The sequence below is a fragment of the Paenibacillus oralis genome (assembly GCF_003863965.1).
GTDB classification, from domain to species: Bacteria; Bacillota; Bacilli; order Paenibacillales; family Paenibacillaceae; genus Fontibacillus; species Fontibacillus oralis.
In genome coordinates this window covers 6,033,852-6,046,972 of the sequence record NZ_RRCN01000001.1, presented here as the reverse complement: position 1 = coordinate 6,046,972, position 13,121 = coordinate 6,033,852, and the positions used below count along the sequence as shown (strand labels likewise).

The 13,121-nt window shown below is 51.3% G+C and carries 12 protein-coding genes; all 12 read left to right on the top strand.

All coding sequences use genetic code 11. The features are described 5' to 3' along the window. The first annotated feature begins 318 nt into the window (after window positions 1–318). The 12 genes from EHV15_RS26950 (at window position 319) to EHV15_RS26905 (ending at window position 13,062) form a co-directional block, all read left to right on the top strand. Window positions 319–3,690, top strand: a complete 3,372-nt coding sequence (locus EHV15_RS26950; protein WP_128633940.1) for a HEAT repeat domain-containing protein — start codon at window positions 319–321, stop codon at window positions 3,688–3,690. A gap of 123 nt (window positions 3,691–3,813) precedes the next feature. Then, the gene (locus EHV15_RS26945; protein WP_128633939.1) at window positions 3,814–4,731 is read left to right on the top strand and encodes a helix-turn-helix transcriptional regulator; all 918 of its coding nucleotides are present in this window, start codon (window positions 3,814–3,816) and stop codon (window positions 4,729–4,731) included. An 81-nt stretch (window positions 4,732–4,812) separates the two neighbouring features. Next, entirely contained in the window at window positions 4,813–5,322 is a 510-nt protein-coding gene (locus tag EHV15_RS26940) for a DinB family protein (protein WP_128633938.1), read from the top strand. A gap of 79 nt (window positions 5,323–5,401) precedes the next feature. Then, entirely contained in the window at window positions 5,402–5,971 is a 570-nt protein-coding gene (locus EHV15_RS26935; protein ID WP_128633937.1) for a YdeI/OmpD-associated family protein, read from the top strand. Between the two features lie 48 nt (window positions 5,972–6,019). Further along, the gene (locus tag EHV15_RS36690) at window positions 6,020–6,178 is read left to right on the top strand and encodes a hypothetical protein (RefSeq protein WP_178075973.1); all 159 of its coding nucleotides are present in this window, start codon (window positions 6,020–6,022) and stop codon (window positions 6,176–6,178) included. Window positions 6,179–6,387: 209 nt separating this feature from the next. Then, entirely contained in the window at window positions 6,388–6,555 is a 168-nt protein-coding gene (locus EHV15_RS36685; protein ID WP_178075972.1) for a DUF4085 family protein, read from the top strand. Window positions 6,556–6,623: 68 nt separating this feature from the next. Next, the gene (locus EHV15_RS26930) at window positions 6,624–7,322 is read left to right on the top strand and encodes a response regulator transcription factor (RefSeq protein ID WP_128633936.1); all 699 of its coding nucleotides are present in this window, start codon (window positions 6,624–6,626) and stop codon (window positions 7,320–7,322) included. Next, window positions 7,319–8,857: a sensor histidine kinase gene (locus EHV15_RS26925; protein ID WP_128633935.1), complete on the top strand. Its 1,539-nt coding sequence runs from the start codon at window positions 7,319–7,321 to the stop codon at window positions 8,855–8,857. Before EHV15_RS26930 ends, EHV15_RS26925 begins: the two co-directional genes overlap by 4 nt. Before the next feature lie 167 nt (window positions 8,858–9,024). Beyond that, on the top strand, window positions 9,025–10,242 hold the full coding sequence (locus tag EHV15_RS26920; RefSeq protein ID WP_128633934.1) for a WD40 repeat domain-containing protein: 1,218 nt from the start codon (window positions 9,025–9,027) through the stop codon (window positions 10,240–10,242). 20 nt (window positions 10,243–10,262) lie between these two features. Next, window positions 10,263–10,970: a stalk domain-containing protein gene (locus EHV15_RS26915; RefSeq protein ID WP_128633933.1), complete on the top strand. Its 708-nt coding sequence runs from the start codon at window positions 10,263–10,265 to the stop codon at window positions 10,968–10,970. 155 nt (window positions 10,971–11,125) lie between these two features. Beyond that, on the top strand, window positions 11,126–11,917 hold the full coding sequence (locus EHV15_RS26910) for a hypothetical protein (protein ID WP_128633932.1): 792 nt from the start codon (window positions 11,126–11,128) through the stop codon (window positions 11,915–11,917). A 23-nt stretch (window positions 11,918–11,940) separates the two neighbouring features. After that, the gene (locus tag EHV15_RS26905) at window positions 11,941–13,062 is read left to right on the top strand and encodes an NAD(P)/FAD-dependent oxidoreductase (RefSeq protein ID WP_128633931.1); all 1,122 of its coding nucleotides are present in this window, start codon (window positions 11,941–11,943) and stop codon (window positions 13,060–13,062) included. The last annotated feature ends 59 nt before the right edge of the window (window positions 13,063–13,121 follow it).

Here is a 13,121-nt window from a genome sequence, read left to right as displayed (position 1 = left end):
TTCGTGGGATTTCCCCCTCTTCCTTATACTACGTAACGTGGCAGGGAGGAAAGGAAATAAATTAGCTGTTCCCAAAAGGGACGGACATATGAAAAGAAGCACCGTTAACCTGTAGCAACCAGGTCTCGGTGCTATTCTTATGCGTAACCGCAATTATGCTATAATAACGGAAAAGTAAGCGAGGTTATGCTGTGGTGTCCACCGGTTATTCGAACTATAGGGAGAATTAGGGTTGGGGGACTAATACAGAGATTAAATGACAAAGGAGGCGGTAACCGCTCATCTACAGGAGAAGACGAGAGAGGAAGAGTGGGAATTATGATCTTCAATAAAGATCGGATGGACAAAGATCACGTACTCAAAGAGTTAGATTCGCTGGGATATTCGGACAGGATGAAAAGAATAGCACTCCTGGGTCGTCATCATAAGGAGGATAATGCGTATTCAAATTTACTCTTGTCCTTGCTGGAAGGCGGCAGTGCCTATGAGGCGCAGCTTGCCTTAACCGGTGCGAGTGTTGTTAACGATGCCGATATCGTTCTACTTGCCTTAAAGCACCCTAAGGCGGGTGTAAGGAATCGGGCGGCAGGCCTATTAGCTAAAGTGGTTACAGCTCGGGATATCGATATTGAACGTGAAATCGTAACGATGTCGCATGATTGCCGTCACAAACTGCTGCGCAGTATCGCAGATACATACCGTCAAGATTGGGCAGAGCGCCTGTTGCCCCTCGTATTTACCCGCTGGGGAGGGAAAGAGGCCTCGCTTTTACTATCCGCATGTGGTGAGGAGACGGTTCGCAACCGGCTTACGGAATTAGGGTATGCCCTACGAAATTGGCGGACATTAACGAAACGTCACCCTGACCTCGTTGCAGTGTATTTTCAAACATCTTTAAAAAGTGCGCCACTTCGGGAAAAGGGTAATGTGTGGTGGAGGTTCTCTTCCGCTATTGAGGTGCTTAGTATTTTAAGACCCAATCTCGTTCTGGAATGTGCCCTGAAGCATGGCCCGATGGATACGATCCATCCTGTGCTGAAACAGCAATTGGGCAGTTTAGTTCAAGTCAATTCCGATGCCGTATTTGAGCTGCTGACGCGAGAGGGATCACGAAGCGATCTAATGGCTCATGGCGTACCGGAAGGTGTTCTGAAAAGAAAAAGCTTATTATCCATAGATCAATGGACGAAGCTAGCCACCTTGCTCGCGGATCATCCCCTGCATGTGGCAGCGTTGCTTGATACCCTTGCACCGTCCCTTCGTGGGATGATTTTTGAGGCTGCCTATGAGGAAGATAAACGCAAGTTGCGCATTTTCCCGGAGCAATTATTGGATGTATTGCCGCATAAGTTGCGCGACAGGGAAGCAGCCCGTATGCTGGGTTTTCGAGAAATAAATGATCATCGGGACAAGATGTTAAGCATTGCAGCGCGTCGTTTGATTATCCATTCAAGAGAGAAGTTGGAACAAGAAACCTATGTGTCCAATGCAGACGACCGTGCCATGGCCTATGCCCAACTGATTAAGAGTACAGCCCTATCCCGGCGCGGGATGGATGAGACTTTGCTGTTTTTGACGCGGATCAAAAATGATCAGGATGTTGTGCGTGGCGCTGTAATGGCCGAGCTCTCCAACTGCCCAACGCCTATCTTTAAAGAGGATCACGTTGGCGAGCTAACTTTGCTGGTCGACAGTGTGATTGAAGCCAGGGACACTTCTTATGGGACAAGGGCCGCTATGGAGAAATTAGCTTTTGCCCTTCTGCGAGATCATGCGCCCGAGCCGGGGAGCGGGCTTTTTAAGTTCGCTTTGAGAACGTTTGAAAGACTGGCTAAGCGAGATGGACAGTTTATGTTGCCCTCCATGAAGTGGGAAAACTTACCGGATAGCGCGGCAGAAATATTATTTGATGCGATTTATTCCTTGGGCGTGGAGGCCAATAAGCGAGAAAACTACAATTTTGTACTGCAAATGGCGGGCTCGTTCGGAAAAAAGGGGCATCGTCTGCCTAAGCTTCAACTTCTGTTGGAGGAACCGGTAAAGGCGAAATCGGTGTCCCCACAAGCCATTCGCCATTGGCTCGCCCCTTATCAAACGCGGGACAAAAGGGTCAAAGAATTGTTGGCCAGGGATAAATCGTTTATTTCGTTTAACGAAGTATTTATGCATCTGCACCAAAAACGCCAAGAATGGCTGGATCCGTTTATCTCGGGGGCTGTAATTAAAGGAAATCACTTGTCAGGTAAAACCATTTATCTTGTCCCCGCTATAGATGGTTTTCATCGGTGGTTGCCGCGTCAGCAAAAGGCGTTAGGCGCTCTGCTGGAAAGAGTTGCATTAGATGCAAAACGCAGTTATTATGAACGCTCGACTGCGATTAGGAGTTTGGCAAGAATGCCCGATTTCTGCTCCGCTAAGCTGCTGGAGCTGTTACAGGATGAGGAAGTGCCAGTAGTGGAGGCTGCACTTTATGCACATTCTCTATTAGAAGAACCCGAGAAGGCACTCCCCATTCTATTGGACCATTTAGATGGAGACCGGGCTCGTGTGGCCATGTACGCCATCCCCAGATGCATTCGCAGAGTAAAGCCGGTTTTATTGACTTCCATGCTTACAGAACTCTTAAACCGGGATAAATTGAAAATTACAGTCAGAAAAGAGGCCATTCGCCTGCTGGGCGCTTACAAAAGCGGTGATAGTATGTCGCTGCTGATTCGTGAATTTGAGAAACCCAATGTACATAAGGATGTTATTATCGCCATAGGCCATGCCGCCAGACAATGGCTTGATGATGAGAGTAGCTGGGCCATTATGAGATCCATGGCTTCTTCCCTACACAGCGATATCGCAAGAAGTTTGCTTAACCAATATCCCGATGAGCTTCCTATAGATGCTCGCCCGAGGTATCTACAATTGGTTGTTGAAGTAGCAGGTCATGCTGATGCGGCTGTGGGAAGAGATGCTTTCCATTCGATGACTCGTTGGGCCCATGGAAGTGAAGAGATCATCGCGGCTACCGCTGCAAGGGCAATCGTTAATCTGGAGGATAGCTCCAGATGGAAGGCTGCAATGGATGCCTTCATTGTGGTTTGCCGTGATGGCAAGGTGAATGAACAGGTAATAGGGATTTACAAACAATTGGCTGGCACTGAGGTTAAGGATGAGTGGAATGCCGCTGCCGAGAGGGATCTTCCGCATCGCCAACGTCTACTGAGATTGACAGATAAACTAACCTCCTTACCCCAAAACGCACGGCGAGCGCTTGCTCCATTATATTTGGGGATTATTGACTGCCTTGGGCCAAATGAAACCATGAAGCAAACTGTAATCAATTTGTATTTGGCGGTAATCGATTGGAACCACGTAGAGGAAGCCGTTGCTTATCTAAACCGTGTTATTCATTGTTTGACCAGACAGCCGCATCTGTTGAACTATACTTACAGGCAGGTTGCTCAAGATTTGAAAGCCAGCAAGGGGCATTGGAGACCGGAAGCGGTATTGGAAATTGTGGATACTATGGGGGCTGAGGATTGTTTTGAGTCTCTGTATATTGGGCTTTCTTTGCTTGAGGTTGCTGGAACGGCGTTATTGTGGAGTCCGGACTGTGCCAACCGTTTAAAGGCCTATCGGAATCATGAGAATGCGGCGATTTGCTCACTTGCCTTGGACATTTGGACAGCCATCGAGTAACACTAGGTGCGAATTCCCAAGCTCACATGATTTCCTAGAGCCAATCCCAGGATTAGCGGAAATAAACTTTGTGATATAATAACGACCAGCAATGCGAAACTAGAATAACAGGCAGGGATGCATATGAAATTGGAGCGGTTGATCTCCATCATCTACAAGCTGCTGAATCACGAAGTTTTGTCTGCCTCCATGCTGGCTGAAGAATTTCAAGTTTCCCAAAGAACCATCTATCGGGATATCGATGTGATCTGTGCTGCGGGTTTCCCGGTTGTATCGTATCAGGGAACGAATGGCGGATACGGCATAATGGACGGATATAAAATGGATAAAAGCCTGCTCGGTTCTTACGATGTCAACGCCCTGATTACCGTGCTCAGGAGCCTTTCCACCGTGTTTGAAGACGAGCGTGCGCAGGGGACCATCGAACGGCTGCAGACGATTGGACCGGAGCATCGGGCCACGAATCTGTCCGTGGATTTGGAAACCCGCCAAACGGAGCCCGATGCGCTTCGACACTTACGCACGGCCGTTACCCGGCGAAATATCGTCCGCTTTGATTATATCAATGCAAACAATGAACGCACGACTCGTGATATGGAACCGCTGCGGCTTCATTTTAAACATCGTAATTGGTACGTTTATGGGTTTTGCCGAACACGGCGGGATTATCGGGAGTTCCGGCTATCCCGGATGTTGAACTTGTTTCTGACTCAGGAAACTTTTGAGCCGCATGACGAGATGCCGAATGAGGCTGCTAATTCAAACAAAAGATGGCAAGGCCGGTTGGAGGAAGTGGTGATCCGGGTGGGGCCGGAGGCTTTGGCGGAAGTCATGGATCAGTTTGGCCAGGCTGATAAGCAATTTCATGACGATGGGAGCATGACGCTGCGAATTCCTGTTTATCAGCCGCTCGGCGCACGATGGCTTTGGGCGATTCTGCTGAGTTTCGGCAGCGGGGCCGAAGTCCTCGAACCCCCTGAACTGCGAAGCATCCTAAAAGAACAGCTTCAAAATGCGCTCAAAAATTATGAAGAAGTATGACACGCTGTTGTCATACTTCTTCTTTTATTATGGTATCAGAAACTACTTCAAATCTATTGAAATCAAAAGGAGACGATACGAATGACGAACCATCCAGTAGAAATGTATAACTACCATGCCTGGGCCAACCAAACGATTATGGGGAGAATCAAGGAACTCCCGTCCTCTGTGCTGCGTCAAGAAGTGAACACCTCATTTCCCACGATCGCCCATGCCCTTAGTCATATCTATGCGGTGGATAAGACGTGGTATATGGTTCTAACTGGCACGGAAATGCCGGAGGCGCTGCAAACATGTTTGCCACTCCATGAGACCATCCTGGATTCTGTGGATGAATACGCCAAAGCCTTCGATGAGTTGGCTGAACAATACAAAGCATGGTTGCGAAGCCAGGCTGACTTGGAGCAAACGATTCTGCTTGACAACCCGTATGCCGGAATCCGTCAAACACGCTTATCGGAAATTGTGCTGCAAGTGGTCAATCACGGAACCTATCACAGGGGCAATGTTTCTACCATGTTGCGTCAGCTCGGTCACGCATCCACCATGAACGACTATGCTCTTTTTTGGTATCAGGAACCCGCTAAGTAATTGCTGTCACAGCCTAGTCCTCTTGAGATGACTGGGCTTAATCGCTAAGATGGTTATACAAGGAGAATGTATTTTATCTATGGAAATTGAAAGTCTTATTCCAGTAAAATCGAGAGAAGATTTAAGGATTTGGCTACAGGAGAATGGTAAGACTGAAAAATCCTGTTGGGTAGTCGTCTGTATGTTGCCAACTCCAGGCACGCTCTTATATTTGGAAGCGGTCGAGGAAGCTTTGTGTTTTGGCTGGATCGATGGAATCAAAAAGAAAATATCCAAAACTGAGCTGGCGCAGAGACTGTCTCCCAGAAGCAAAAAAAGTTCATGGACTGAATTAAATAAAGAACGTGTCCGCCGCCTCGAAAAGTTGGGGTTGATGACAGACGAAGGAAGAAAGGTGCTTCCTGATATGGATCACGATTCTTTTAAAATAGATCCGGCTATAGAAAAAAGGCTAAAAGATGACGAGCAGGTCTATGAGAATTTTTTGGCATTTCCGGCCCTTTATCAAAGAGTTCGAATTGACACGATACAGAGCTATAAAAATGATAGCAAATTATTTAAGAGCAGATTAGACAAATTTATAACATACACGAAGGAAAATAAAATGTACGGTCAATGGCATGATCATGGGCGCCTGCTGGATGATTAAGATACGCTAGGTTTTGATCTTGCCAGGGGCTGTAGAGGTGGAGAGTTAATGTTTGATTTTGGCCGTGTTGGAGAAGACCCAAGAATCAATGGGTTAATAGGATTAGATATATTGATTCCCGGCCGTTTTATTGTTGATCTTCCTCGTATGCAGATTTATTCTTCGACCTCAAACAATGGACAGGACGATTCCATTCTTTCTAAATAAAAAGCAAAGGCGACGTAAGGTTTGGTCGTCTTTTTCTTTTTGCCGTAAAATGATCTAATGTACCGTGTGTGTTGACCTTGTTTGGTTGTAAAAAAGAAATTAAAGCAGTGATAATATGAGGGAATAGCATGGATACAAATCGGCGTTAGCTGGCTGATCCCAAGAATCCCCTGCCTTTAGGCAAAAGGGAGTTGGTAAGGAGGTTATCGTTGAAATACTTTACCAAACAAATGTATGAGCAAATGCAGATACGCGGTTATCTCGTTTATCCGGAAACGGAACAGGATTTGGAAGAAGATAAGGCTTGGTATCTGGAGAACGGCAGGGATTATGAGGAAGAGGAGTATCAAAAGTTTTGTAAGAGAAATTCTAATTGATTCTTAGTCCGGAGTTGCATTAGACAAGCGGGTGGAAGGAAGCCTAAATAGAATAAAGGAGTATTCCCATGACCAAGGTGTTAGTTGTTGACGATGAAGCGAGCATTTCTGACGCCGTCGCTTATGCGCTCAGGCGGGAGGGGTATACGGTGGAAACGGCGGCGGACGGGCAGGAGGCGCTGGCCCGTGTCGATGTGTTCCAGCCGGACGTGATGGTGCTTGATGTGATGATGCCGAAGCTAAGCGGATACGAGGTATGCCGCAAGCTTGAGGTGCGGGAGTCGCGGCCGGCGGTCCTTCTGTTAACGGTAAAAAACGATATCGTCGATAAGGTGCTTGGCCTCGAGCTCGGCGCGGACGACTACATGACCAAGCCATTTGACATGCGGGAAATCATCGCCCGGGTCAAAGCTTTGTCGCGCCGCGGGCCGATGGCGAAGGAGCGGTCCGCCGAGGCTGGGGGGCAAGTGCGGTTGGCCGGCTTGACGATCAACCTGCTCAGCCGCACGGTGCACGCGGATGATCCGGCGGCGGAGTTCGAGCTGACGCCCAAGGAGTTTGACCTGCTGGCTTTATTGGCGCAGCATCCGGAGCGGGTTTATTCCCGGGAGGCGCTGCTGGAGCAGGTGTGGGACATGGACTTTGCCGGCGGAACGCGGACAGTCGATATGCATGTGCAGCGGCTGCGCAAGAAGCTGGGGCGTTGGCACGAGGTGATCCAGACCGTGTACGGCATCGGCTATAAAAGCACGGAGAAAATCCCATGAAGCGGCGAACCTGGCGGTTTGGCCTAAAGTGGAAGGCCGCTGTGCTGCTGGCCCTGCTGCTGGCTTCCGTCATCGTGGTGCTCAGCCTGCTGGTGCTTGCCGGCATCCGGGAGGACCAGCGGTTACGGTTGGAGCAGTCGCTCGCCCGGGAGGCGGAGGCCGCGAATTTGCGGGTGCGCCAGGAGTCGATGACAAGCGGCGCGAAGACTCCGGGTGATTTGTTGACGCAAAGCGGCCAACGGCTGGCCGTTGATCTCGGCGCTCAAAGCAGCCTGCCCGTGACTCTCTATAAACCGGACGGAACGCTCGCCGGCACCTCGCTGCCGTTCCAGCCGAAGGCGGACGTGCAGGATGCCTTGGCCTATACGGCGCAAGGGAAGGCGGCGTATATCACCAAAGGGGAGCAATTGCTGTATTTGGCGCCGCTGTACCTTGCCAATGATGAGCGGATCGGGACGATTCAGTTCCACGTGTCGCTGGCGGAGCAGCATGCTTTTTACGATCGGATAAGAAATTTGTTTTGGGTCACCGGCGTTTTGGTACTGGCGGGCGGGTTTCTGCTTGGCTACCTCTACGTGTGGCGGCAGGCCCATGTGATCGGCCGGTTAAACGGCGCCGCCCGGCGGATTGGGGAGGGAGGGTTTCTTTCCGCCCCCACGGTGCGCCGGAACGATGAGCTCGGCGAGCTGGCGCAGGGCATTTACGAGATGAGCGAAAGAATTTCCGCGTCCCTCAGCCAATTGACCGCCGAAAAAAGCAAACTGCTCGAGGCGATAGCCCGCTTGCGGGAGCTGGAGCAGCAGCAAAAGCTGTTTATCGGAAACATCAGCCATGAGTTAAAAACCCCGCTGACCTCGATTCTCGCTTATGCCGACCTGCTGGAAATGTATCGGGACGACCCGGCGCTTCTGGAGGAAGCGCGGGGGCGGATCGCCCAGGAGGCGGAGCGGCTGTACGGGCTCGTCGAGAAGGCGCTGAAGTTGTCCGCGATGGATGTGTATGAGTTTGAGACCCGTGCGCAATCCATAGATGTAAAGCCGCTGCTGCAAGAGGCGGCCGCCCGCCTCCAAGCCAAGGCGGAGGGATACGGCATCGAACTTGTAACAGCGCTGGAGGAAGGCACGGTGTGGGCTGATCCGGAAAATCTGATGCATATGATGCTGAATTTGCTGGACAACGGGATAAAATACAACAAGCCGGGCGGCAAGGTGTTCCTTTCCAACGAGGCGGCACGGGGGGCGAAGGGACAAGGCCGGATGAAGATCACGGTCCGGGATACCGGGATCGGTATTCCGGCGGAGGAACGCAGCAGAATCTTCGATCCTTTTTATACGGTCAGCAGCGACCGGTCCAGAGCCCACGGGGGAACGGGACTGGGACTTCCGCTCGTGCGCGGCCTTGCCGAAAAGCAGCATGGTACGGTTGAGCTCGCCGAAACGGGGCCGGAGGGCTCCGTGTTTGTGATCACGCTGCTAATGCAGCGGCCGGAACGGCCGGAGACTATAACCGCCGACGTAAGCCCAGACTTGGAATAGAGTCCGGGCTTGTTTTTTTGCAGTTTACAGGATCGTTACAAGTCGGATATTTTTCGGAGATATTCTCTTTCTATACTTAAGTCAACAGGGCAAGCCAAGGCGGACCGATTCAATTCAACCGGTCTTTGAGCAAAGCGCCTGTGGCAGGAACGCGGGAGGTACCTGTGATGAGACACAACATTGGGACGTATGGCATCAAGTTTATGACGGCAATGGCGTTGTCCTTCGCCTTGACGGCTTGCCAATCGGCTGGGGGCCGGCTGACCGTAGTCGATCCTGTCGCAAGTGGATCCGGAGAGCAGGCGGGTCAGGACGTAGCGCCTCCCTCTGAAGGTAAACGGAAACTGACCGTCGTAGAGTCACCGATTCAGCCGTCCGGCCGGGAGGTGTCGGTAACCCGCACCCACCGGATGGAGGCGGCCAGCATTGAGGCCTGGCTATCGGAGGACGAGATCAGCATCCAGACGACCAAGCTGGTGAAACCGGGAACCGCCACGGAGGATCCGCAATATGAGTATGAGGCTTCGATCGTGAATATCAACACCGGCCAAAGCCGCGAAAATACCGGGGAAGGAGGAGCACAGGTGGACGGATACATGCTCGTTAAAGAAAACAATTCACCGGGCGGCCGGTACAGCTTCATCCAGAAATGGAAGGACAAATACACAGCAGACAATTTCGTGAAAAACCGCGCTACTGGCCAAACGATTCAGATCAAAGGCGATAACTATTTGGAACTAGGCGGTTGGCTGAACGAAGAGACGTATATTCTGGCGGCCGGCTCCATGAGCGGGCGCGGAGAAATCCGCCAAGTCTCGGCGGTGGACGGGAAGGTGACCAAGGTTCCGCTGGAGGATCGGGATGTCGAGACGTTTACGCAATTTGGCGTCAGTCATGGCCGGATTTATTATACCGACAACCGTCAGGTGCTGAAGGTGTTTGAACCAGGGCAAGCGACGCCGGTTAGCCTGATACAAGATGTTTGGAATTTTGAAATCTCGCCGGACAGCAAATATATTTCCGTATCCACGGTTGCCCAGTTGGGCGGGGGCCGGGGCAGCGAGCTGTTGATTTACGATTCCGCCGGCAGTCTCCAGGGTTCGCTCATCGGCAAAGGCGACCTGATCTCCGATATTTCCTGGTCCCCGGATTCCGCGAAGCTGGCGTTTGATGTCTACACCGAGGAGACGACGGGCATGAACGGGGTGTACATTTTCGACACCTATTCGGGTATGGTTTCGCCGCTTGCGCCGTATTATGCGTCCGCCGAGCCGGTCCCCCATCCCGTTTACCCGTTAACTTGGAGCCCGTCCGGCCAGCGGCTGGGAATTACGGTGGACGACCCGAAATCGCTTATCGTCACGCAGGTTATCGATTTTAAATAGAACAGAGAGGATTGGATACAATGAACAACATGAAAAAATCAATCATAGCTATGGCCGTGCTGGGCATGACCGTTACGGGCGCAGCCGGCGTATATGCAGGAACGCAGCTGCAGAAAATTACGGCGTATCTGAATCATCAAATCGGTATCCAGGTGGATGGTAAAGCCTATTCTCTGACCGACCATCAAGGCCGCAAATTAACGCCGATCACCTATAACAACACAACGTATCTGCCGGTGCGGACGATCGCCGAGGTGCTGAATATCCCGGTTTCTTATAACGCTGAAAAGCATCAGGTGCAAATCGGCGGCGGAAATTCCGAAGAAAGCGGTACAAACATAAGCTTGACTAAGGTGAACTACACGAAAGCTCAACTCAAGGAGATCACCGATGCGTTTGCGAAATTTGAATCCTTCGAGACGCCTTATGCACCTATGCAAATGGTTAAAGGAGATGCTTTCAAGTCGGTCGGCGCCTCGGATGACGGGGTGAACCTCATCTTCAACCACATGACCGTAAATGTTTCTCCCCGGGATTATGCTTATCTTTACGAAGGTAAGACGGTATCCTTGGCGGGCGGAGTTGAAGCGAAATGGTATACGCCGGATGAGACGCCTAACTTAAGCTTCAAGCTGGACGACCGTTTCGTTACGCTGAGCTCGCCGGATCATACCTTAAGCCAGGCGCAGCTCGAGCAGGTCGCCGTTACGGTAGGTAAGCTGAAATAAATAGATGGCCGAAATGATAGTTCAAAGGCGACTCAGTCCGGAGTTGCCCTTTTTATTTTTCCGCTGACAAAAAAGTTCAGTTCGACAGGTTTCCAGATTATAGTATAATGGCTAATGTGGCAAAAGAACTCTGGTTATGAGGTGTTTGGTTCGTGTTGGACAAATTAATAGATTATTTAATGTTTTCTCCCGTTTGGTCATTGGCTATGGTTATTGCATTTATGGCCCTCGTTTGGCTTTATAAAGAATTTAAAGGCATGATGGAAGAGAACAATCGGGCCAAGTTGTCGCTGATTCTAAAGCGGATGGAATTGTACGCCGGGGTTGAGGCCGCGATCGCGCAGGCGATCAACAAACCGGAGGATTCGCAGGCCAAGCTGCATTTGTACGTAAAGTTAGGAGAAGCGAGCTCGTATTTTACAGGGGAGACCCGCCAAGTTCTGAGGGATTATTATTCGGGGGAAGATGATTTTGTCCTTGCCACCCTGCTATCCCTCATCCAAAAGGAGATCGACCGTTTAGATCGAGTCAAGGAAAAACTGTCTCCATTAACGATGCCTACGGATGTGGTCGAGACGGTCTCCAAATTGTTCAGCCCGCTTAAACCGATTATTTTCATGTTTGCCGTGGGCGTGGTTGCATTTTTTTACTTAGCGGCGTTTCTGGTGCAGGACACCACGTTAAGCAGAATGGCCGTGACCGCCGCCTATATTTCCCTTCTATTTAGCATGATGCTGGTGGCCGCCATCATTTCATTGTTGATGGAAGGCCATTCAAGAATGGTTCCATTTAATTACGTTCGGAGTGTGGAAGCCGTCGTGATGCTTTTGGCGCCGATCGTATCGCTCTTTTTCCTCTGGCTGGCGATTCCTATGTTGCTTTTGCAGATTTTATCGTTCGTCTTGTTTGCGGTCAGCCAGCGGAAGGAAAAATACAACGTGACTTAAGACAAGAAGAGGATGCTGTAACCATGCAAAAGTTTATTGTTATCGGCGCGGGGATTTTAGGCGCTTCTACGGCCTATCAATTGGCTAAAAGGGGAGCGGAAGTGGTCATTGTCGACCGGAATGACCCGGGACAGGCGACCGCTGCCGCTGCCGGGATCATTTGCCCGTGGATATCGCAGCGGCGCAACCAAGCCTGGTACCAGCTGGCCAAGGAGGGAGCACGGTTTTACCCACCCTTGATCGCAGAGCTGGAGCAGGGCGGGGAGAACGAAACCGGTTACGCCCGTGTGGGGGCGCTTCGGTTGCATAAGGAGATTGAAAAGCTTGTCCAACTGGAAAAGCTTGCTGTAAAACGCAGGCAGGATGCCCCGGAAATCGGCGAGATCACGCTGCTCAATCCCGGTGAGGTGAAGCGGTTGTTTCCTCCGCTGGCGGACGACTATGCCGCTCTGCATATCAGCGGCGCATCCCGCGTCGACGGGCGCGCCCTGCGGGATGCGCTGCTGCGCGCCGCGATCGGACATGGCGCCACGCTGCTGAACGGGGAGGCCGCGATCCGATTCGCCGGTGCCGCCGCAACCGGAGTGCAAGTTGAGGACCAAACGATCGAATCGGACGCGGTCCTGGTCTGCGCAGGAGCTTGGGCCAATTCACTGCTGAAGCCATTGGGCGTGGATTTTAAAGTGACCTATCAAAAGGCGCAGATCGTTCATTTGGCATTGCCGGATGCGGACACGGGGCATTGGCCTGTCGTTATTCCGCCCGGCGATCAGTATATATTGGCCTTTGACGGTCACCGGATTGTGATCGGCGCCACCCATGAAAACGATCCGCAGGGCTTCGACACGCGTGTCACGGCGGGCGGTTTGCAGGAGGTTTTGAATAAGGGGCTGGAGCATGCTCCCGGGCTCGCGGAAGGCAGCTTTGTTGAGGCGAGGGTCGGTTTTCGCCCGTTCACCCCGGGCTTTCTCCCGGTGATCGGCGCTTTGCCCGGTTGGGCAGGCATATTCGTCGCCAATGGCTTGGGGGCGTCGGGGCTAACGATGGGACCGTATATCGGGTTTCAACTAGCCAAGCTGGTTCTTGGAATGGATATCGACATCGATTTGGCGAATTACAAAGTGGAGGGGGCCCTGGGCCGATAAGCAATCGGGCAGGCTAAGGAGCCCCTTCATAAAAATAGCGGAACTTTATGGTCTTATTA

Coding starts and splice junctions, on each gene's coding strand:
- EHV15_RS26905 (WP_128633931.1), top strand. CDS start 11,941: ATGCAAAAGTTTATTGTTATCGGCGCGGGGATTTTAGGCGCTTCTACG.
- EHV15_RS26915 (WP_128633933.1), top strand. CDS start 10,263: ATGAACAACATGAAAAAATCAATCATAGCTATGGCCGTGCTGGGCATG.
- EHV15_RS26935 (WP_128633937.1), top strand. CDS start 5,402: ATGGAAATTGAAAGTCTTATTCCAGTAAAATCGAGAGAAGATTTAAGG.
- EHV15_RS26950 (WP_128633940.1), top strand. CDS start 319: ATGATCTTCAATAAAGATCGGATGGACAAAGATCACGTACTCAAAGAG.
- EHV15_RS26940 (WP_128633938.1), top strand. CDS start 4,813: ATGACGAACCATCCAGTAGAAATGTATAACTACCATGCCTGGGCCAAC.
- EHV15_RS26925 (WP_128633935.1), top strand. CDS start 7,319: ATGAAGCGGCGAACCTGGCGGTTTGGCCTAAAGTGGAAGGCCGCTGTG.
- EHV15_RS26930 (WP_128633936.1), top strand. CDS start 6,624: ATGACCAAGGTGTTAGTTGTTGACGATGAAGCGAGCATTTCTGACGCC.
- EHV15_RS26920 (WP_128633934.1), top strand. CDS start 9,025: ATGAGACACAACATTGGGACGTATGGCATCAAGTTTATGACGGCAATG.
- EHV15_RS26945 (WP_128633939.1), top strand. CDS start 3,814: ATGAAATTGGAGCGGTTGATCTCCATCATCTACAAGCTGCTGAATCAC.
- EHV15_RS36690 (WP_178075973.1), top strand. CDS start 6,020: ATGTTTGATTTTGGCCGTGTTGGAGAAGACCCAAGAATCAATGGGTTA.